23 protein-coding genes and 2 riboswitches are annotated in these 21,520 nt (G+C 40.3%); of the genes, 22 read left to right on the plus strand and 1 reads right to left on the minus strand.

The genetic code is table 11. The features are described from left to right. Positions 1 to 326 precede the first annotated feature (326 nt). The 22 genes from ACFOU2_RS25205 (at position 327) to ACFOU2_RS25310 (ending at position 20,150) form a co-directional block, all read left to right on the plus strand. A complete protein-coding gene (locus tag ACFOU2_RS25205; protein WP_377919079.1) occupies positions 327 to 683 on the plus strand; it encodes an arsenate reductase family protein in 357 nt (118 codons plus the stop codon). Between the two features lie 148 nt (positions 684 to 831). After that, positions 832 to 1,215 (plus strand): glycine cleavage system protein GcvH, encoded by a 384-nt coding sequence (gcvH, locus tag ACFOU2_RS25210; RefSeq protein ID WP_377919080.1) that lies wholly within the window; start codon positions 832 to 834, stop codon positions 1,213 to 1,215. Between the two features lie 93 nt (positions 1,216 to 1,308). Beyond that, positions 1,309 to 1,551: a YusG family protein gene (locus ACFOU2_RS25215; RefSeq protein ID WP_377919081.1), complete on the plus strand. Its 243-nt coding sequence runs from the start codon at positions 1,309 to 1,311 to the stop codon at positions 1,549 to 1,551. 359 nt (positions 1,552 to 1,910) lie between these two features. Continuing rightward, on the plus strand, positions 1,911 to 2,261 hold the full coding sequence (locus tag ACFOU2_RS25220; RefSeq protein ID WP_377919082.1) for a toprim domain-containing protein: 351 nt from the start codon (positions 1,911 to 1,913) through the stop codon (positions 2,259 to 2,261). Positions 2,262 to 2,283: 22 nt separating this feature from the next. Further along, complete coding sequence (locus tag ACFOU2_RS25225; RefSeq protein ID WP_377919083.1) at positions 2,284 to 2,595, plus strand: thioredoxin family protein; 312 nt, start codon at positions 2,284 to 2,286, stop codon at positions 2,593 to 2,595. A gap of 350 nt (positions 2,596 to 2,945) precedes the next feature. After that, positions 2,946 to 3,049, plus strand: a riboswitch (SAM riboswitch). A 60-nt stretch (positions 3,050 to 3,109) separates the two neighbouring features. Further along, positions 3,110 to 4,423, plus strand: coding sequence for an O-acetylhomoserine aminocarboxypropyltransferase/cysteine synthase family protein (locus ACFOU2_RS25230; protein WP_377919084.1), 1,314 nt, complete (start codon positions 3,110 to 3,112; stop codon positions 4,421 to 4,423). Between the two features lie 174 nt (positions 4,424 to 4,597). Continuing rightward, a riboswitch (SAM riboswitch) is annotated at positions 4,598 to 4,709 on the plus strand. 120 nt (positions 4,710 to 4,829) lie between these two features. Then, entirely contained in the window at positions 4,830 to 5,855 is a 1,026-nt protein-coding gene (locus ACFOU2_RS25235) for a methionine ABC transporter ATP-binding protein (protein ID WP_377919085.1), read from the plus strand. Continuing rightward, positions 5,848 to 6,516 (plus strand): methionine ABC transporter permease, encoded by a 669-nt coding sequence (locus tag ACFOU2_RS25240; protein WP_377919086.1) that lies wholly within the window; start codon positions 5,848 to 5,850, stop codon positions 6,514 to 6,516. Before ACFOU2_RS25235 ends, ACFOU2_RS25240 begins: the two co-directional genes overlap by 8 nt. 28 nt (positions 6,517 to 6,544) lie before the next feature. Further along, positions 6,545 to 7,384, plus strand: coding sequence for a MetQ/NlpA family ABC transporter substrate-binding protein (locus ACFOU2_RS25245; protein WP_377919087.1), 840 nt, complete (start codon positions 6,545 to 6,547; stop codon positions 7,382 to 7,384). A 345-nt stretch (positions 7,385 to 7,729) separates the two neighbouring features. After that, positions 7,730 to 9,157 carry an alanine/glycine:cation symporter family protein gene (locus ACFOU2_RS25250; RefSeq protein ID WP_377919088.1) on the plus strand — a complete coding sequence of 476 codons (1,428 nt, stop codon included), beginning with the start codon at positions 7,730 to 7,732 and terminating at the stop codon, positions 9,155 to 9,157. 319 nt (positions 9,158 to 9,476) lie between these two features. After that, positions 9,477 to 9,842 carry a carboxymuconolactone decarboxylase family protein gene (locus tag ACFOU2_RS25255; RefSeq protein ID WP_377919184.1) on the plus strand — a complete coding sequence of 122 codons (366 nt, stop codon included), beginning with the start codon at positions 9,477 to 9,479 and terminating at the stop codon, positions 9,840 to 9,842. 389 nt (positions 9,843 to 10,231) lie between these two features. Then, on the plus strand, positions 10,232 to 11,017 hold the full coding sequence (gene sufC / locus ACFOU2_RS25260; RefSeq protein ID WP_377919089.1) for a Fe-S cluster assembly ATPase SufC: 786 nt from the start codon (positions 10,232 to 10,234) through the stop codon (positions 11,015 to 11,017). Between the two features lie 17 nt (positions 11,018 to 11,034). After that, a complete protein-coding gene (gene sufD / locus ACFOU2_RS25265; RefSeq protein WP_377919090.1) occupies positions 11,035 to 12,336 on the plus strand; it encodes a Fe-S cluster assembly protein SufD in 1,302 nt (433 codons plus the stop codon). Further along, on the plus strand, positions 12,336 to 13,556 hold the full coding sequence (locus ACFOU2_RS25270) for a cysteine desulfurase (RefSeq protein WP_377919091.1): 1,221 nt from the start codon (positions 12,336 to 12,338) through the stop codon (positions 13,554 to 13,556). The genes sufD and ACFOU2_RS25270 overlap by 1 nt, the downstream gene beginning before the upstream one ends. Next, entirely contained in the window at positions 13,546 to 13,992 is a 447-nt protein-coding gene (gene sufU, locus ACFOU2_RS25275) for a Fe-S cluster assembly sulfur transfer protein SufU (RefSeq protein WP_377919092.1), read from the plus strand. Before ACFOU2_RS25270 ends, sufU begins: the two co-directional genes overlap by 11 nt. Positions 13,993 to 14,025: 33 nt before the next feature. Beyond that, positions 14,026 to 15,423 carry a Fe-S cluster assembly protein SufB gene (gene sufB / locus ACFOU2_RS25280; RefSeq protein ID WP_377919093.1) on the plus strand — a complete coding sequence of 466 codons (1,398 nt, stop codon included), beginning with the start codon at positions 14,026 to 14,028 and terminating at the stop codon, positions 15,421 to 15,423. A gap of 388 nt (positions 15,424 to 15,811) precedes the next feature. Beyond that, on the plus strand, positions 15,812 to 16,666 hold the full coding sequence (locus tag ACFOU2_RS25285; RefSeq protein WP_377919094.1) for a DUF72 domain-containing protein: 855 nt from the start codon (positions 15,812 to 15,814) through the stop codon (positions 16,664 to 16,666). Positions 16,667 to 16,683: 17 nt separating this feature from the next. Next, positions 16,684 to 16,854 carry a hypothetical protein gene (locus ACFOU2_RS25290; protein WP_377919095.1) on the plus strand — a complete coding sequence of 57 codons (171 nt, stop codon included), beginning with the start codon at positions 16,684 to 16,686 and terminating at the stop codon, positions 16,852 to 16,854. Positions 16,855 to 16,949: 95 nt separating this feature from the next. Beyond that, on the plus strand, positions 16,950 to 17,252 hold the full coding sequence (locus ACFOU2_RS25295; protein ID WP_377919096.1) for a YunC family protein: 303 nt from the start codon (positions 16,950 to 16,952) through the stop codon (positions 17,250 to 17,252). Between the two features lie 106 nt (positions 17,253 to 17,358). Further along, positions 17,359 to 18,117, plus strand: coding sequence for a sporulation protein YunB (gene yunB, locus ACFOU2_RS25300; protein ID WP_377919098.1), 759 nt, complete (start codon positions 17,359 to 17,361; stop codon positions 18,115 to 18,117). Positions 18,118 to 18,522: 405 nt separating this feature from the next. Continuing rightward, positions 18,523 to 20,040 carry a sodium-dependent transporter gene (locus ACFOU2_RS25305; protein WP_377919099.1) on the plus strand — a complete coding sequence of 506 codons (1,518 nt, stop codon included), beginning with the start codon at positions 18,523 to 18,525 and terminating at the stop codon, positions 20,038 to 20,040. Continuing rightward, on the plus strand, positions 20,040 to 20,150 hold the full coding sequence (locus tag ACFOU2_RS25310; protein ID WP_377919100.1) for a methionine/alanine import family NSS transporter small subunit: 111 nt from the start codon (positions 20,040 to 20,042) through the stop codon (positions 20,148 to 20,150). The genes ACFOU2_RS25305 and ACFOU2_RS25310 overlap by 1 nt, the downstream gene beginning before the upstream one ends. A 52-nt stretch (positions 20,151 to 20,202) precedes the next feature. Here ACFOU2_RS25310 and ACFOU2_RS25315 read toward each other — a convergent pair whose 3' ends face one another. Continuing rightward, positions 20,203 to 21,156 (minus strand): M23 family metallopeptidase, encoded by a 954-nt coding sequence (locus tag ACFOU2_RS25315; RefSeq protein ID WP_377919185.1) that lies wholly within the window; start codon positions 21,154 to 21,156, stop codon positions 20,203 to 20,205. Positions 21,157 to 21,520: the final 364 nt, after the last annotated feature.

The following is a 21,520-nucleotide window of genomic DNA, read 5'->3' on the forward strand; positions in this document are numbered from 1 at the left end:
TTGCATAGTTTGCTCCTATCAAGATCATGAATAAGATTACCGTCCGTTAAAACATAATTATATCAACTCATCTTATCATTCTGGCATAATCGATGTGATCTTTTGGTGTTCAAACGGGTGGCTGAAAGCAACGATATATTAAAGGTGTTTTTATATAAGGATTTGCCAAGAGACCGTAAGGTAACTTGGCAAATCCTTATGCTTTTCCAGAACGGGGGAAAGTTTTTCTCTCCCGTACCGGAAAAGTAGGTCTAGATAGTATGAAAAGAAAAAAAGGATGTGTTAAAATACGAAAAAAGTCTAAAATAAATAGGTAGGTGTTGTTTATGGCGCTAAAGTTTTATACATACCCGAAATGCGGAACATGCCGCAAAGCGAAAAAATGGCTGGATGACAATGGTGTACCATATGAAGAGATTCATATCGTAGAAAACCCTCCGTCCAAAGAAGAAATCAAAGCGTACTATGAGAAAAGCGAATTAGAACTGAAAAAGCTTTTTAATACAAGTGGAATGAAATATCGTGAACTTGGATTAAAAGACAAAATCAAAACGGCAACAGAAGAGGAGCTGCTCGACTTGCTGGCATCGGATGGCATGCTGATCAAGCGCCCGCTTGTCACTGATGGAAAGCATGTGACGGTAGGGTTCAAGGAAGAACAATTTGAGGAATTATGGTCATAATTTTTAGTACATAAAACTTTTTATTACATTAGAATACTTTCAAATAGAAAAAATGAACGAATTACGTTACACTAAATAGTAGCGTATTTGTAAAAAGATTCTATTTTTGATAAGTATTAAACTTTAGATGATTGTTGGAGGGATTAAGATGAACACACCAAATGAATTACGTTATTCCGAAGAGCATGAGTGGGTAAAAACAGAAGGAAATGTAGTGCGTGTAGGGATTACAGATTTCGCTCAATCAGAGCTTGGAGATATCGTATTTGTTGAGCTGCCTGAAGTAGGCGCGACTGTACAAGCGGACGAGCCTTTCGGAAGCGTTGAATCTGTTAAAACAGTTTCTGAATTATACGCTCCAATTAGCGGTAAAGTGGTAGAAGTAAACGAAGATCTAAATGATAATCCTGAGTTTGTTAACGAGTCTCCATATGAAAAAGCATGGATGATCATCATTGAACCGTCTGATGCAAGTGAAGTAGACAAGCTTATGACAGCTGAAGAATATGAGAACATGGTAAACGAAGGATAATTCGCCATTAAAAAGCTGTTTCACTTCAGATTTTTTCTGATTGGTGCGGGCACTCTATGCCTAAAGGAACTTTAGGAAAGGGTGTCTGTTTTTATGTTTGAGAAAAAAAAGATTGATGTGACTGATCGAATAACCGCTAAATTTCATCAAGATGGCATGAATTTATATATGGAAAAACAGCCGATCGGAAGAGCCGTAATCGGAGAAAACGGATATAAGTATGAACTCGATCCAGGCTTTGAACATAATCAATCCAAGTTTTATCAATACGCCGATGTGCCTTCTAAGACAGATGAAAAATATACAGATTGCGATGCTGAAGAGGGCTGGTGCTAGGAAATGGTGAAAAGACAGTGGGGATTGTTTCCGCTGTCTTTTTTTCAAAAGGTTTTTTGATAGTAACACCGCTGTCACGGCATCCGTTAGGAAGCTCATTTTTTCTTAAGAACTTGTTAAGGAGTCATGCTGATTTTCACTATTTTTGGCCCATCTTTGCCAATTCTCCTTTTCGCATACTTTTGGGAAAAGCTGAAGATGGGCCGAAAATGAAGATAGATTCTCAAAATCGGTGTTTTTGAAAAGATTTTGTTAAATTCTTCTTAAAAAACAGGGGAACACATAGAAAGTAACGAATATCGTATAATGTAGGGATATCTTCGCCCTCGTATACAACTGATGAATAATGGGTGATGGCTATGTTGGTAGAAGAGACTGGAAAAGTGATTATTGTGGAAGGCAGATCTGATAAGAAGCGAATCGAGAGTATTATTAAGGAGCCAATTGAAATTATTTGCACAAACGGCACCATTAGTGTGGCTCGGCTGGATGAGATCATTGACACAATTTATCAGAAAGAGGTCTATATTCTGGTGGACTCAGATGACTCCGGAAATAAACTCCGAAAGCAATTTAAGCGGGAATTACCTGAGGCAGAACACCTATACATCGACAAAATGTATAGAGAAGTGGCTGCTGCACCTAAAAATCATATTGCGACCGTATTATTAAGTGCTAATATAGATGTAAATGCAGAATATTTAATATAAAAATAGAAATGGATTGACCTTCATGATCGATTGGACAGAAACACAACTTGACAGACAATTGAAAGAAAATGATCGGGTGATTGTTTTTTTCCATACACCTTTATGCGGGACATGCCAGTTAGCGAAGAAAATGCTGACGGTAACAGAAGCCTTGCTTCCTGATGTGGAAATAGGAATGTGCAACTTAAACTTTATGCCCGATAAAGCTGAAATATACGCCATTGAAAGCGTGCCATGTTTAATCATGATAGAGAACAATCAAGTTAAAAAGAAAATATATGCCTTTCATTCCATCGAGTATTTATTAGAGGAATTAAAAAGTTTTTCGCTATGAAAAGGGGATGACTCAAAAGCCTCCGGGGAAGGGCGGTCATCTATTTTTTCTGCGATGAACCGTCACTGAAATCCGTCATTTTCTTGGATTTTTCATGACGGTTCATTGCAGGAGGGTGTCCCATAAGTCTCCAATCAATCATAAAAATTGATTTTTATTGAAAGGGCCCGTCATTGAATCCCTTGATTTTGCCGGATTTTCATGACGGGTCCTTCTTCTGCTTGCGCCTTTCTGTTTTTTTATCTTGAACGAGCTTACAAAGGTTAATATGGTTGATTTAATTTTCTGAAATGTGATACTATTTATTTGTAAGATCCGCTGTCAATGAAGCAGAATTTATATAAAAATCAAACTTATCGAGAGAGGTGGAGGGACTGGCCCTTTGAAGCCCGGCAACCGGTTATTCGACACGGTGCTAATTCCAGCAGAGTAGAGACGCTCTGAAAGATAAGAAGAGACGATACCCCTCTTCTTAAGAAGAGGGGTGTTATCTTTTAAAAAGGAGAGTTGGAAAATGGGAGACAAAAAATCTTACCGTTTAGAAACAATCGGGATTCACGGGGGATTAAATCCTGATCCTGTAACAGGAGCACGTTCGCTCCCGATTTATATGTCAAATGCTTATCAATTTAAGGATACAGACCATGCTGCCGATTTATTTGCTTTAAAGGAACCAGGCTATATTTATACCCGGATACATAACCCGACAGTGACAACGTTTGAAGAGCGAATCGCTCAGCTGGAAGGCGGAGTGGGGAGTTTAGCCGTAGCAAGTGGGATGGCCGCTATTACGACCGCCATTTTGAATCTAGCCGGGGCAGGGGATGAAATTGTATCTGCATCCAATCTATACGGAGGAACATACAATTTGTTTGACACGACACTGCCGCGCTACGGAATTACGACTAAATTCGTTGACCCTTCCAATCCTGAGAACTTCCGTCATGCCATTACACCAAAAACGAAAGCTCTTTATGCTGAAACGATCGGTAATCCAAGCTTAAATGTATTGGACATTGAAAAGGTAGCAGAAATCGCTCATGAAGCAGGTATTCCGTTAATTGTGGATAATACGTTCGCAACTCCTTATTTATGCCGTCCGATTGAATATGGAGCCGATATCGTTATTCATTCCGCTACGAAATGGTTGTTGGGGAACGGGACAACATTAGGGGGCGCTATCGTAGATGGAGGGAATTTTGATTGGAACTCACCGAAATTCCCGGGATTTACAACGCCTGATCCAAGTTACCACAATATTGTCTATGCTGAAGCATTAGGGCCGCTTGCGTACATTGTCAAAGCAAGAGTTCAATTGTTGCGGGATATTGGCGTATCTATGAGTCCGTTTAATGCTTTTCAGTTTAGCTTAGGGCTTGAGACGCTCCATGTACGCATGAAAGAGCATATCGCCAACGTAAGAAAGGTGGTTGAATATTTGCAGCAGCATCCTGCCGTTGATTGGGTGCTATATCCTGAGCTTGAGGATCATCCTCAACATGAAGAAGCGAAAAAATATTTGCCAAAAGGAGCCGGCGCTGTGCTGGTATTTGGAATTAAAGGGGGCAGGGGAGCCGGGCAGAAATTAATCAATTCGGTTAAGCTGTGGTCTCATGTCGCCAATGTTGGAGATGCCAAGAGTCTTATTATTCATCCTGCCAGCACGACGCATCAGCAATTAAATGCCGAACAGCTGAAGGCCGCAGGAGTAAGTGAAGATCTTATTCGCTTATCCGTGGGAATCGAGCATATCGATGATTTAGTGGAGGATTTAGAGCAAGCAATTAAAGAGGCGACTGGATTAACCTCTTCTGCGGTGAATGTTTGATTCTCGTTCAGCAGAACAGCTGAACATTCGGTGTTTGGTAACTATTAGAAATAGCACGAAAAATAAAACAAATTCATTGACACTGATATATGGACGTGCTACAATCACTTTCGTACCTTTTAGACAACAATCGACAATTGCTTAACATAAACTGAATATTTGAAACGATAAGTACTCTTATCAAGAGAGGTGGAGGGACTGGGCCCGATGAAACCCGGCAACCGTCAGTTATGGCTGAAATGGTGCCAATTCCTACAAAGCATGTTTAAGCTTTGGAAGATGAGAGAAAGGAACTATGACAAAGCCTTTCTGCTCATATTCATATGCAGAAAGGCTTTTTATTTATAAGCAACTGTTCGGGGGAAGATGAATAACAACGAGTTTAACGAAAAGAAGGTGAGAATGCATGATTACATTAACAGGTGTCAAAAAGGTTTACCGTGCTAAGCATGGAATAGTTACAGCCGTTAACAATGTAGATTTACAGATCAAGCCTGGAGAAATATTCGGAATCATCGGATACAGCGGTGCCGGTAAAAGCTCCTTGATTCGTTTGTTGAATGGATTAGAGACTCCGACAGAAGGAACAGTTCAAGTGGCAGGAAACGACATCGGAAAAATTAAAGGTGAAAAACTTCGAAAAGCGCGCCAAGAAATCAGTATGATTTTCCAACATTTCAATCTATTATGGTCACGTACTGTAAGAGAAAATATCGCGTTTCCGCTTGAAATTGCAGGGATATCAAAAAGTGAGCGCCTGAAGCGAGTGGATGAGCTAATTAAACTAGTTGGTTTAGAAGGCAGGGAAGATGCTTATCCATCCCAGCTGAGCGGAGGACAAAAACAGCGTGTAGGCATTGCAAGGGCTCTTGCCAATAATCCGAAGGTGCTTCTATGTGATGAAGCGACATCTGCCCTTGACCCACAGACAACGGATTCTATTTTAGATTTGTTAGTCGACATAAATGAAAAACTTGGTTTAACTATCGTACTCATTACCCATGAGATGCATGTTATCCGTAAAATTTGCCATCGCGTCGCGGTAATGGAAAACGGACTTATCGTGGAACAGGGGGATGTACTCCATGTATTCCGAAAGCCGGAGCAACCAATTACGAAACGATTTGTTCAACAAGTGACGGAACCGGAAGAAACGTTTGAAGCAATTGGACATGTAAAAGAAAAATATCCAAACGGTCAAGTCGTTCAGCTTATATTTGTAGGTGATGCAGCCGAGCAGCCGTGGATCACAAATGTTATTCGTCAATTTGATGTGTCAGTGAACATCCTGCAAGGAAAAGTGTCCCAAACTCAAAACGGTTCATACGGCACACTGTTCGTTCATATTGATGGGGCTGAACAGGAAGTCCAAAAGGCTATTTCGTTTATTCGGGAGCAGCAAGTGGAAGTGGAGGTGATGGCCAATGCTTGAGCAATTATTTCCGAATGTAGAGATCGACAAACTAGTGGAAGCAACGATTGAAACACTTTACATGACGAGCATCTCTGTCATTGCCACCTTCCTTCTTGGGATAGCCCTTGGTTTGCTGTTATTCTTGACTTCAAAGGGAAACCTTTGGGAGAACAAAGTCATTAATTTAATTGTTTCAGCCTTTGTTAACGTATTTCGCTCGATTCCATTTATTATTTTAATTATCTTATTGATTCCTTTTACAAAGGCCATTGTCGGCACCATTTTAGGAGCGGAAGCAGCGTTGCCGGCTTTAATTATCGGTGCCGCGCCGTTTTACGCACGCATGGTGGAAATTGCCCTTCGTGAAATTGATAAAGGAGTCATTGAAGCCGCAAAATCAATGGGGGCGAAAACAAGTACAATCATCTTTAAGGTTTTAATTCCGGAGTCATTGCCTGCTCTCGTATCCGGTATTACTGTAACGGCCATTTCTCTTGTTGGTTATACAGCGATGGCCGGGGTAGTTGGAGCCGGAGGATTAGGAAACCTGGCATATCTAGAAGGATTCCAGCGCAACCATAATGATGTAACACTTTTAGCTACAGTTCTTATTCTAGTAATTGTCTTCATTCTTCAGTTTATAGGCGATCTCGCCACATCTAAAATCGATAAACGTTAATACGAAAATTTTAAGGGGGAACCAAAAAATGAGAAAATTATTAACTTCTATTTCAGCTTTAGCTCTTTCTATTTCTTTGGCTGCATGCGGTACTGGCAATGACAATGCTGGAGGGGGCGCTGATGAAGGCGACAAAAAGCTGGTAGTCGGAGCATCAAATGTACCTCATGCTGAAATTTTAGAGGAAGCACAGCCTTTATTAGAGAAAAAGGGAATTGACCTAGAAATTAAAACATTCCAGGATTACGTTTTACCAAACAAAGCGTTAGCGGATAAAGAGCTTGATGCCAACTACTTCCAGCATATCCCTTACCTTGAATCTCAAAAGAAAGAAAATGGATATGACTTCGTGAATGCGGGCGGTATTCATATCGAGCCAATCGGCGTTTATTCTAAAAAATATAAAAGCCTGGAAGAGCTTCCAAAAGGCGCTAAAGTCATCATGAGTAACTCTGTAGCGGATCACGGCCGTATTTTATCAATGCTTGAAGAAAAAGGCTTGATCAAATTAAAAGAGGGCGTGGACAAAACGAAAGCAACAGTTAGCGATATTGCGGAAAACCCGAAAAATCTGCAATTTGAAGCAGATGTAGAAGCAGGATTGCTTCCTCAAGTGTATAACAATAATGAGGGAGATGCTGTGTTAATCAACGCCAACTATGCGCTGGATGCAGGGTTAGATCCTGCGAAAGATCCGATTGCCGTAGAATCATCTGAAAACAACCCTTATGTGAACGTAATCGCTGTTCGCAAAGGTGATGAAAACAAAGAAGAAATCAAAGCATTGGTAGAAGTACTTCATTCAAAAGAAATTAAAGACTTCATTAATAAAGAATATAAAGGTGCAGTTGTTCCTGCCGCTGAGTAATGTAAAGTTAGAAGGCAGCTCAAAAGAAATGACCGTTTTCGCTAAGTCGTTGATATATCAATGGCTTAGGAAAACGGTTTTTTTATTGCTTCTTTCTTTTATAAATAAGTCGGTTAACGGATCATGCTAATCTGAAATATTTTTTAAATAGAATTAATATTTATAATAGTTTATATATTTTTATTTGTATTGCCATATTTGTTATCTCAATATATAATTCGATTAGTTCATGTGAGGATTCCTCACATTTAAAGGTCTGTCTCACTCTTTTTAACCTTGATGTTTTTTGTTTGTTTTATCCATTCTTTTTCTTATAAACTACTATATTTTATACGAGGTGACGTCATGGAGCAATTGCTGCAAGGAGTAGTTGGAGCAACAAATGAGTTCCTTTGGTCGAAATTATTGATTATTATGCTTGTTTCTTTCGGATTTTATTTTACGTTTAAATCAGGATTTCTACAGATTCGCATGTTGAAAGAAATGGTTCGTGTTTTAATGGAAGGCGCAACACGTTCTAAAGGCGGTATTTCACCGTTTCAAGCTTTTTGTATTAGTATGGCTGCTCGTGTCGGAACAGGTAATATTACGGGAATTGCCATTGCTGTTGCTTTAGGGGGACCTGGGGCCGTTTTTTGGATGTGGATGATTGCGATTATCGGTTCAGCATCCAGCTTTGTTGAAAGTACGTTAGCGCAAGTTTATAAAATAAAAGGTAAAGATGGTTTCCGCGGCGGTCCAGCTTATTATATGGAAAAAGGTTTGAAAAAACGTTGGATGGGTGCTCTCTTTGCCATTTTAATCACTCTGTCTTTCGGTCTTGTGTTTAATGCCGTACAATCAAACACGATTACGATTGCGTTTGAAAATTCATTTGGCACAGATCGCTTAATGCTGGGAATTATTATGGCGATTGTTTTTGCTGCCATTATTTTTGGCGGTGTTAAGCGCATTGCCAAAATGTCCGAATACATCGTTATTGTTCTGGCGGTATTGTACATTGGTGTAGCTTTATTTATCGTGCTGACAAATATTACGAAAATGCCGGAAGTACTTTCTCTTATTGTGAAGAATGCCTTTGGTATTGAGCAAGCTGTAGGCGGCTCGCTTGGTGCTGCATTAATGAACGGGGTTAAACGCGGTTTATTCTCGAATGAAGCGGGTATGGGCAGTGCTCCAAATGCTGCAGCAACTGCTGTAACAAGTCACCCGGTAAAACAAGGGCTCATCCAGGCGTTTGGGGTATTAACAGACACATTAATTATTTGTACAAGCACAGCATTTATTATTTTACTTTCTGATGCTTACAAACAGCCGGGACTTGACGGTATTGAGCTTACCCAGGCGGCATTAAGCACACATATTGGTTCTTGGGCATCGGGTTGTCTTGCGATTATCGTTTTCTTATTTGCGTTTAGTACATTAATTGGCAACTATTATTACGGTGAAACCAATATTGAATTTTTAAACACGAGCAAAACGTGGTTAATGCTTTACAGAATCAGTGTTTTAGGTATGATTATCTTCGGTTCGGTTGCAAAGGTTCAACTTGTATGGGATCTAGCTGACTTATTCATGGGCTTCATGGTTATCGTCAACTTAATTGCAATCATTTTATTATCTAAAGTAGCCTTTGCTGCCTTAAGCGATTATATAAAGCAGAAAAAAGCTGGTAAAGATCCTGTTTTCTATAAAGATAGCATTAAAGGTCTCGACAATATTGAATGTTGGGAGAACTCTCCATCAACTCACAAAAAAGCAAACATCGTATAACATGAAAAGGACCTATCCTATAATTCTATAAAAGATGGAAATTCCGCTTTTGAACTGAAGTGGACTGTCAATGAAACTCTTGATTTTACGGGGATTTCTCATGATGGTTTCTGTTCGGGAGGCTGACGCAAAAGCATGTTCTTTATGTTTTGGCATCAGCCTCTTTTTTGTCATTCTGCCATTTCGCTTTGTTGATTCTTATCATTCGGTTATAGTAAGTAACCTGACACATATCGGGACAATTGCTTTTTTGTATACATTTATCCACTTTAAGCATACTAACGTTGAAAAAATTGTAAGATGGGAGTTGACGTTAACGATGCAACAAGAGACACGCGCATCGACTGAAAATGCTTTGCGTAATTATAAAACGGGAATTGGTCAGTTCACTCAAAAACTACCTGAAGTAGCCCGTGCGTTTAACGCTTTTACAGAGGCTTGTTTTGAGGAAGGAACCTTGTCCAAAAAGGATAAGCAGCTCATCGCTCTTGGAATCAGCCTGGTTGCTCAGGATGAGTACTGTACGATCTACCATACAAAAGGATGTTTAGATCAAGGAGCATCTGAACAAGAAATTTTAGAAGCGTGTGGTGTCGCGACGGCCTTTGGAGGAGGAGCAGCAATGAGCCAGGCTGTCACACTCGTCCAAGAATGTGTTCAAGAACTGAATCAACAAACTCATTAATTGGGATTTTTTTTCGGAAAAGGAATGAGAGGTTATTTCAGTTTGATCAATCTGAGACTGGTTTACACACTCTCGAAACGTGCCCTTCTTTGTTTTGATACGAAATGGGCGTCATTGAAAAACTCGTTTTTACTAAACTTACATGGCGTCCCGTTTCAGGAGGCTGACCGAAAAAGGGAGTCCTTTTTTCGGTCGGCTTTTTTACATATATTTAAAATGCTAAAAAAATTGAAATATTGTAGGGTTTTTCACTACCTGGATAGTGGTAAAAGGTTGCTATAACTTTTCAATTGTTATAAGATTGTAATGAGAATAAAATGAGAATGGAATACAAAATGATGTAAGATGTAATCTCATATATTATACGTCATATTACTGGAGGTTTTATCATGGCTGGTTCAACTTTAACAATCAAAGATCTTCATGTTTCGATTGAAGACAAAGAGATTTTAAAAGGTGTCAATTTAGAAATTAAAGGCGGGGAAATCCATGCAATCATGGGTCCAAACGGTACAGGTAAATCCACTTTATCTTCTGCGATCATGGGGCATCCTAAATACGAAGTAACACAAGGAAGTATCACAATCGATGGTCAAGATGTATTGGAAATGGAAGTGGATGAGCGTGCACGTGCGGGTCTTTTCTTGGCAATGCAGTATCCAAGTGAAATCAGCGGTGTAACGAATGCAGACTTTTTACGTTCTGCTATGAATGCTCGCCGTGAAGAAGGTGACGAGCTTTCATTGATGAAATTCATCCGTCAATTAGATAAAAACATGGATTTCTTAGAAATGGATCCAGACATGGCGCAGCGCTATTTAAACGAAGGTTTCTCAGGCGGGGAGAAAAAACGTAACGAAATTCTTCAATTAATGATGCTGCAGCCAAAAATTGCGATTCTAGACGAAATCGACTCTGGGTTAGATATCGACGCGTTAAAAGTGGTATCAAAAGGTGTAAATGAAATGCGCGGTGAAGAGTTCGGCTGTCTAATCATTACACACTATCAACGCTTACTAAACTACATTACACCTGATCATGTTCATGTTATGATGCAAGGGCGCATTGTAAAATCAGGCGGTCCTGAACTGGCGCAGCGCCTAGAAGCAGAAGGATATGACTGGATTAAGAAAGAGTTAGGAATCGAAGACGAAACTGTAGGGCAAGAAGCGTAAGCGTTAGGAGGATTAACATGACTATCGAGACGAAATTACCATTCGATCAAGAGTATGTCAGCAGCTATTCAAAAGAAGCGGGCGAACCAAGCTGGCTTCTTGACCTTCGCTTACATGCTCTGGCGAAAGCGGAAGAACTTCCGTTACCAAGACCGGATAAAACAAATATCACGAAGTGGAATTTTACTTCTTTCAGCAGCCACACAGCGAACACAGCAGCAGTTCAATCAATCGATGAGCTTCCTGAAGAAGTGAAGGCACTGATTAATAAAGACGAAGTTAAGAACTTATATGTTCAGCGTGATCAAACTGCAGCATATGCAGTGTTGGCAGACGAGCTAAAAGAACAAGGCGTGATTTTCACAGATATCCTTACGGCAGTAAAAGAACATGGTGAGCTTTTACAAAAGTACTTCATGAAGGATGGCGTAAAAGTAGATGAACACCGTTTAAGCGCTCTTCATGCGGCATATATGAATGGAGGCGTATTTGTATACGTACCGAAAAATGTAGAAGTAAAAGAGCCGCTTCAGGCTATCTTTACTTATGAAGACAGCGACACGGCATTATTCAACCATGTGATCGTAGTAGCGGATGACAACAGTTCTGTAACATATGTAGAGAACTATGTGTCAACAACAGAAAAAGGCACTGTTAACATCATTACAGAGGTATTTGCCAATACAAATGCTAAAGTAACGTTCGGTGCTGTGGATTATTTAGGGAAAGATACAACGACTTATGTCAACCGACGTGGTGTAGCAGGTCGTGACGGCCGTATCGAGTGGGCGCTCGGTTTAATGAATGAAGGTAACACAGTCTCTGAGAACATCACGTATTTAATGGGGGATGGTTCTTACGGAGACACAAAAACAGTTACAGTCGGCCGCGGCGAACAATCTCAAAACTTTACGACAAGTGTTGTACACTATGGTAAACATTCTGAAGGATATATCTTAAAACATGGTGTTGTAAAAGACAGTGCAAGCTCTATCTTTAACGGTATCGGCAAAATTGAGCACGGTGCTTCCAAGTCCAATGCTGAGCAAGAATCCCGTGTATTAATATTAAGCGGAAAAGCTCGCGGAGATGCAAACCCTATCCTACTAATCGATGAAGATGATGTAACAGCAGGCCATGCAGCTTCTGTAGGACGTGTTGATCCTACTCAACTGTATTACTTAATGAGCCGCGGTATCCCACAAACGGAAGCAGAGAGACTTGTCATTCACGGCTTCTTAGCACCGGTTGTGAATGAATTACCGATTGAAACGGTTAAGAAGCAATTGACTGAAGTCATCGAAAGGAAAGTACGATAATGAATATCCAGGATATTCGTGAACTTTTCCCGATTTTACATCAAGACGTCAATGGTCATCCGTTAGTATATTTGGATAGTGCTGCAACCTCCCAAAAACCGCGTCCTGTTATTGAAGCAATCGATAAGTATTACCGCGAGTATAACTCAAATGTGCATCGCGGCGTCCATACTCTCGGCACGAGAGCAACGGACGGCTACGAAGGAGCACGAGAGAAAGTCCGTAAATTTATTAATGCCGCTTCTATCGAAGAGGTCATCTTTACTCGTGGGGCGACAACTTCCTTAAATGCCGTTGCATCAAGCTATGCTCGTGCAAATTTAAAAGCCGGTGATGAGATTGTCATCACATATATGGAGCATCATGCCAATATCATTCCGTGGCAGCAAGTTGCAAAGGCTACAGGGGCTGTCTTAAAGTATATTCCTTTAACAGAAGACGGTCGTCTAGACTTAGAGGATGTCCAAAAGACAGTTACAGCTAAGACAAAGATTGTATCAGTCACGCAAGTGTCGAATGTTCTTGGTACGATTAACCCGATTAAGGAAATTGCTAAAATTGCTCATGAAAATGGAGCGATCATGGTAGTGGATGGTGCGCAAAGCACTCCTCACATGAAGATTGATGTGCGAGATCTTGACTGTGATTTCTTTGCATTTTCAGGTCATAAAATGTGTGGACCAACTGGTATTGGGGTATTATACGGTAAAAAGGAATTACTGGAGAACATGGAGCCTTTTGAATTCGGCGGGGAAATGATCGATTTCGTTAACTTACACGAATCAACATGGAAAGAGCTTCCTTGGAAATTTGAAGCTGGAACACCGATTATTGCTGGGGCGATTGGATTAGGTGCTGCAATTGACTTTTTGGAACAAGTGGGTTTGAAAAATATTGAAGCCCATGAGCATAAATTAGCGCAATACGCATTAGAGCGTATGTCTACAATTGAAGGCATTACCATTTACGGCCCGAAAGAGCGTGCAGGCCTTGTAACATTCAATATTGAAGATGTTCATCCGCATGATGTAGCAACGGTTTTAGACGCTGAGGGCATCGCTGTTCGTGCAGGCCATCATTGTGCACAGCCATTGATGAGATACTTGAATGTAACAGCTACAGCCCGTGCAAGCTTTTATCTGTACAATACAGAAGAAGAAGTCGACAAGCTTGTTTCGGCATTAATTAAAACAAAGGAGTATTTTACAAATGTCTTTTAACAACAACCTTGATCAACTGTATCGTCAGGTCATTATGGATCACTATAAAAATCCGCGCAATCGAGGTGTCCTTTCAGAAGACACCGTTACGATTAACATGAACAATCCGACGTGCGGTGATCGCATTCAGCTTTCCTTGAAAGTGGAAGACGGGAAAGTAGTGGATGCAAAATTTGAAGGTGAAGGTTGTTCGATTTCATTGTCTTCAGCATCGATGATGACGCAAGCTATTAAAGGTCAACCGATTGAACATGCACTAAAGCTCTCGCATATCTTTTCTGATATGATGCAAGGGAAGGATTATGATGACAGCATTGATTTGGGAGATATGGAAGCACTTCAAGGTGTTTCTAAGTTCCCGGCACGTATCAAGTGTGCGACATTGGCGTGGAAAGCGATGGAAAAAGGTTTAAGAAATCAATCTGAGGCGGAGTAAAATCCCAAACCTATCAAGTAGGGGGTATTAAAAATGGCAAAAAAAATGCCGGAGATCGGCGATTATAAATACGGTTTTGCGGATAAAGACGTGTCCATTTTCCGTTCAAAACGCGGATTAACGAAAGAAATCGTAGAAGAAATTTCTCGTATGAAAAACGAGCCCCAGTGGATGTTGGATTTCCGTTTGAAATCATTGGAGCATTTCTACAACATGCCAATGCCTCAATGGGGCGGAGATTTAAACAGCTTGAACTTTGATGAGATTACGTACTATGTAAAACCATCAGAGAAATCAGAGCGTTCTTGGGACGAAGTACCTGAAGAAATTAAAGCAACGTTTGATAAATTGGGGATTCCTGAAGCAGAACAAAAATATTTGGCCGGTGTTTCCGCTCAATACGAGTCTGAGGTTGTTTATCATAACATGCAGGAAGATCTTGAAGCAAAAGGAATTGTCTTTAAAGATACAGACTCTGCTTTAAGAGAAAACGAAGACATTTTCCGTGAGCACTGGGCAAAAGTCATTCCACCGACAGATAATAAGTTTGCTGCATTAAACTCTGCAGTTTGGTCAGGCGGCTCATTCATTTATGTTCCAAAGGGAGTAAAAGTAGATACACCACTACAAGCATACTTCCGCATCAACTCTGAAAACATGGGACAATTCGAGCGTACGCTTATTATCGTAGACGAAGGGGCACACGTACACTATGTAGAAGGCTGTACGGCTCCTGTTTATACAACAAACTCTCTTCATAGTGCAGTAGTAGAAATCATCATCAAGAAAGACGCATACTGCCGTTATACAACGATTCAAAACTGGGCAAACAACGTCTACAATCTTGTAACGAAACGTGCAGTTTGTGAAGAGAATGCAACCATGGAATGGATTGATGGTAACATCGGTTCTAAATTAACGATGAAATATCCTGCAGTCATTTTAAAAGGTGAAGGCGCGCGCGGTATGACATTATCGATTGCTCTTGCAGGGAAAGGTCAGCATCAGGATGCAGGTGCGAAAATGATTCACTTAGCACCAAACACGTCTTCTACAATCGTGTCTAAGTCCATTTCTAAACAAGGCGGTAAAGTAACATATCGCGGTATCGTTCACTTTGGCCGTAAAGCTGACGGCGCTCGTGCAAATATCGAGTGTGACACATTAATCATGGATAATCAATCTACTTCTGATACAATTCCATATAACGAAATCTTAAATGATAACATTTCACTTGAGCACGAAGCGAAAGTATCGAAAGTATCAGAAGAACAACTATTCTATTTAATGAGCCGCGGCATTTCTGAGCAAGAAGCAACAGAAATGATCGTAATGGGCTTCATCGAGCCGTTCACAAAAGAACTTCCAATGGAGTATGCAGTAGAAATGAACCGCCTAATCAAATTCGAGATGGAAGGTTCAATCGGCTAATATTTGAATCCACATAAAAAATTTGACGTGTATAAAAGACATACACGTCAAATTTTTTATGCATAAGCAGATGACAAGCTCCCTTACGGGCTCTTGTCATCCGCTTATACAAGAACCTTAGTAAGTTTATTCAAGGTGTAAAAACAGAAAGACGTAAATAGAATAAGGTAAAATATTGATGTTAAAAAATTAATGTGGATTTACTATGAAAAAACTCGCTTGCCAATAGACAAGCGAGTTTTTTCAATATGGGGGCAGGGATAGTAATCTGGACCGGAATAGGGTAAAAAAGTAGTAAAGATATTTTTATGTAAATGGTTATTTAATAAAGATAATTGGGAAAGAGCCAATAACAAATATGATATGTTATGATAAGGGGGATACAACGATGATTTATATAGGTGTAACCGGATGGGGAGATCATGATTCCTTATATGGACCAGGCGTTTCCGCTCGCGATAAATTGCCTGTGTATGCCGGGCATTTTCCCATTGTGGAAGTGGATTCTTCTTTTTATGCGATACAGCCTCAATCCAATGCGGAGAAATGGGTTAGTGAGACACCTGATTCCTTTCGGTTTGTCGTGAAAGCATATCAGGGAATGACGGGACATCAACGGGAGGCGAGCCCATTTAAGGACAAAGAGGAAATGTTCGAGGCGTTTCGCCAGTCCTTAACACCTTACATAAAAGCGGGTAAGCTGGCGATGGTTTTGTTCCAGACACCACCGTGGTTTGATTGCCGCAAGGAGAACGTCGATTATTTACGCTATAGCCGTGAACAGCTGGCGGATTTTCCCGTTGCGTTAGAGTTTCGTAACCGTACCTGGTTTTCACCTCCTTTTTATGAGAAAACTCTTGCGTTTATGGAGAATGAAAACTGGATTCACGGTATTTGTGATGAGCCGCAAGCGGGTGAGGGATCTGTCCCCATTGTATTAAGAGCAACAAATAAAGAGAAAACCCTCATTCGCTTTCATGGCCGCAATGTCCATGGATGGAATAAACCGGCGGCAGGAAATTGGAGGGCTGTTCGTTTTTTATATCGCTATAATGAACGGGAACTGCAAGAGTGGAAAGAGAGATTGCAACTATTGCAGGAACAGACGAAAGATGTTTATATCTTATTCAATAATAATTCCGGAGGGGATGCGGCCGATAATGCCAAACAGCTTATTGATTTATTGGATATTCGATATGAGGGGCTGGCACCGAAACAGCTCGGTTTGTTTGATAACATTTAAGGAGTAGGGTGAGAGAAATGGCAGTTGGATTTTCGTTTATCATCTTATTATGTTTTTTTGTAGGATTAGTGCTACTGCTTTTCGGATTTAAGCGTAAAAGCAAGATTTTGCTGGGTGGTTCCCTGTTTGCTTTTTTGTTGGGCATCTTTTTAACTTATCTTGCTGTACGCGCCATGACACGTATGTAAGGTAATAATAGAATTAATCGTTGTTTATTTTAAAAGGCTTCATCACTTTTTTTCTTTTTTCTTCATAAGTTGATTAAAGGAAAGGGGTGGTTGTGATGGTTACATTAGAGCCAGTGGTAATGGGCGGGCACACTTTCATAGCAGTAACGGTTTTATTGCCTAAAACGACACTTTTAATGGTGTCTTCTGATAAAGGATATATCATGTGCGGAGCTCTCGACATAGGGTTGTTTAATGCAGAGCTAAAAGATCGAAAAATCGTGGCAGGGAGAGCAGCCCGTGTTCGGACCATCGAACAATTATTAGAAGCTCCATTAGAATCTGTGACGTTAGAAGCTGAAAAAATAGGCATTACTCCTGGGATGAAAGGAAGAGAGGCTTTATTAAAAATGGTGTGAAGTAAGGGAATCCTTATGCGACACAAAGGTAATATAAGATTTTTATAGAAAAAAGCGTTAGCCCTTCTCGTTCAAGCATACATATAGCTTGTAAGGAGGGATTTTTTTGCGCCGGATTCGGATTAAACGTCCCCGAAGAGGTCCTTTGCCTTTTCGATATGTTTTTTTGCTGACTTTTGTGTTTTTTATGCTATCAACAGCTTCAGGTATTTGGTTGATTAATAAGGGAATTGAGCCCACGTTAATGAGTTATGCTGAAACCCAAACAAAGCGGATTGCCAGCTTAGTCATTAGTAAAGCAATTAATAAAAAAGTAGCAGAAGAACTGGATGGGGATGAGCTGATTACCATTGAAACGGATGAAAAGGGAGAGATTGCAACCATTGACGTTAACACGGCAATAGTCAACCGGGTATTGTCTCAAACCATTCATTTAGTTCAGGCAAACCTAAAAGAAGCGGAAAAAGGGAATTTATCAATGTTGGAAATTCCTGCAGATGTGGAGATTGAAACGGATGAGAAATTAAGACAGCAAGGAATCGTGTACCAAATTCCACTAGGTCAGGCGACCAATAATGCCTTATTAGGGAATCTAGGCCCGCTCATTCCCGTAAAATTCAACGCAATCGGGGATGTGCGCTCTGACGTAAAAAAAACCATTCAACAATTCGGGATCAACAATGCTTTAATTGAAGTAGCCATTGAAGTGGAAGTAAACGTTCAAGTCATTATTCCGTTTTCTACCCGCGTTGCAACCGTTAAGACGGATATTCCCGTCGCAATGCGTGTCATCCAAGGCAAAGTGCCGAATTTTTACAATAACGGGGGAGACTCTGCTCCGTCTATCGAGCTGCCTTCGAGTTAAAGAACAATCATTGAGAATGCTGAAAATAGGAGTATGTTAGGTGTAAATGCCAAATGATCGTAGGAGAAAAGACCTTTTGTGAAGGAAGGGCATTGTGTCAATGATACCTGTTATTCAATCTTTGGCTTGATGGAACTACCAGCTCTTATTTTATTAGTATCATTTCTTTTATGGATATGTGGTTCGCTTGAAGTTTCAGTAGAATAACATATTTGTAAAAAAGAGGAATGTATACCCTTACATTCCTCTTTTGTTTTTGATTTCTACATCCTGTCAAAGGTCAAATAAAGATTTTTTGAAATATTGTTTTGACAGAAGACCTAAGACTAGCTATACTATCTATAGAATATTAAAAAGTCTGAAAAATATAAAAATTAGTAACTTTTAGTAAAAGGGGGACTTAAGATGGAGAATCGTCCGCAATGGGGAACTCGTGCAGGATTTATTTTAGCAGCTGCGGGTTCAGCCATCGGTTTAGGAAATATTTGGCGTTTTCCAGCAACAGCATTTGAAAACGGTGGAGGTGCTTTCTTTTTACCATATTTATTCGCACTTCTCACAGCAGGAATTCCACTTTTGATCATGGAATTTACTTTGGGACATAAATACAGGGGCTCAGCTCCTTTGACTTATGCAAGGTTAAACCGCAAAACAGAATGGCTCGGCTGGTGGCAAGTGGCCATCTCGTTTGTTATATCTGTTTATTATGCAGTTATTATCGCCTGGGCGATGTCATATGCCGTTTTCTCATTCAAATTGAGTTGGGGGAAAGATACAGAAGGATTTTTATTCGGTGATTACTTAAAGCTTGCTGAGACACCTGGACAAACTGGCAGCATTGTACCACATGTCTTAATTCCATTAATTATTGTATGGATTGTAACCTTAGGCGTCTTACTGAAAGGCATCAAGAAGGGGATTGAAGCAGCCAATAAAGTGTTCTTGCCTACTTTATGTGTTTTATTCTTGATCATTGTATTACGAGCGGTAACGTTAGATGGAGCAGTCGAAGGATTAAATGCGTTTTTCAAACCGAATTGGGATGTTATCTTTGATGGGAAAGTTTGGGTATCCGCCTACGGCCAAATTTTCTTTAGTTTATCTATTGCATTTGCAATCATGGTGACGTATTCCAGCTATCTTCCAAAGAAATCGGATATCACGAATAATGCATTCATCACAGGTTTTGCCAACTCGGGGTTTGAGCTGTTAGCCGGTATCGGGGTATTCAGTATTCTAGGGTTTATGGCAAAACAACAAGGAGTAGGCGTTGATGAGGTAGTATCAGGCGGGGTTGGTTTAGCTTTCGTAGTCTTCCCGCAAATCATTAATGAATTTCCTGCGTTCAATGAGTTTTTTGGATTTTTATTCTTTACTTCTTTAGTGCTAGCTGGATTTACATCGTTAATCTCCATTGTAGAAACGTTTGTTGCCGGTGTTCAAGATAAGTTTGGAGTGTCCCGTACGAAATCGGTCCTTATTGGGGGAGGCCTTGCGTCGGTTTTATCGTTACTGTTTGCAACGCAAGGTGGATTACACTTCCTGGATGTTGTAGATTATTTCATTAATAGCTTTGGTGTGACAATGGCAGGTTTAGTGGAAGTTATTATCATTGCATGGGTATTCAAAGAGCTGAAAAATTTACAACAGCATGCTGACTCTGTGTCTGATATGATGTTAGGAGCATGGTGGAGAATTTGTTTATCTGTTGTAACACCAGTCGTACTAGGCTATATGATGTTTGATAATATTAAAACCAACATTGCTGAAAATTACGGCGGTTATTCGACAGCTTTTGTTGTTTCATCCGGATGGGTCGTAGCAGGGGCGGTTCTCCTTGTCGGGCTTATCCTCTCAACTGCCAAATGGAAAAAAGAGACGGTTAACAATGTATCTTCTCAAAATAAGGGGGCTGCAAGCTAATGGAAACAAGTGCACTTATTATGATGGTTAGCGGAATGGTCATTATTTGGGGCGGATTAGGTGCAAGTATTACACACGCAGTAAAGAAAGCCAAAGAAAGTAAAGCCTAATAAAACAAAAAGGTTGGAGGCGTTTCGTTTCCAACCTTTTTTGTTAAATCATCTACGATTTCTTTTGCCTTAATTTTATTCTTTCTGCTCGCTCCCACATTCTTAATTGGGGATACGGATCAAACGACCATTCCGTTATACCATTGTCTTTATACATACCGTAATGCAAGTGAGGAGGGAATTTACCGGAAGTGCCGGGCGGGCCGTAGCCGGAGCTTCCCACACCGCCGATGAGCATGCCGGGTTCAACGATTTGCCCCACCTCTAAATCTTTGGCGAAGCCGCTTAAGTGTGCAAAATAATGATAGACGTTGTTAAGATCCCGAATGCCAATTCTCCATCCGCCATATTTATTCCATCCTTTTAATTCAATAATCCCATAACAGGTGGAACGAACAGGTACCCCGTAACCCGCAAATATATCGGTTCCTTCGTGAATGCGACGTCCTCCCCATCCACGTGCATCTCCCCATGTGCTTCTATAACTGTAATTGGAGCGTAATGGAACGGGGAATACTTTATCGTGAAGGTCCAGCCGATTGAATTTCTCAAACATCTTAGCATTGCCGATGATAATGTCAACCGCTTTTGCTCGTCTGTAATAATTCCACAAGGCCATCTTGATATGCTCATGACTTGTTCCAAACGATTGAAGGTAACTGGCGATGGACAGAATTAAATCTTCATCGTTATGGACATCAGCTTTGCCATCTCCATCCCCATCTTTCCCGTATCCTCCAAAAAGGCGAATGGTAGCGGGATTAGTATCGTCTGGATTTGGATTCAAAGGTCCTGCCCACTTTCCGGGTTCAAAATAAATGGATAGGGCTCCTTGTTCTCTTGGAACATTTTTTCTTCCACGCCTCGCACTCCGCTCGTATTGATCCAACCCTGCAAAATAAGACCAAGGGATTTGAGTAAACGCTTCAGCTTTTTTGTATAACTCCATCCGACGGGCATTTATTTTTTCTTCATCTTGCACATTTGTCGCAGCATAACCTATCATACAGTCAGAAAAAGTGAAGATGAAAAGTAGAAACCATATTAAAGCTTTCAATTTCGTTCCTCCTTCCAACTGCCTCATAAGAATAGTGTGCGTGATAAAAACCAATTCATAAATATAAATTATTACCAATATATTTAAAAGCAGAAAAATGGAATAGGGGTAAACGGTTCGGTTTTTGAAGAATAAATAAAAGCAAAAGACCCGAAAGTAATAAAGTGAATCTTTTTTCCAATATTTTAAAAGATGAGAATTAGATAAAGATTAGGCAGAGAACTTGTCGAATATTCTTTTTAATGTTAAAGTGACATATAGCTATGCTTTACTAAAAGAGTCATATATACTTACATATACATTGAAATTTGGA

Origin of the sequence: Bacillus songklensis (assembly GCF_042649685.1) — a bacterium.
Taxonomy (GTDB): Bacteria; Bacillota; Bacilli; order Bacillales; family Bacillaceae_H; genus Bacillus_BA; species Bacillus_BA songklensis.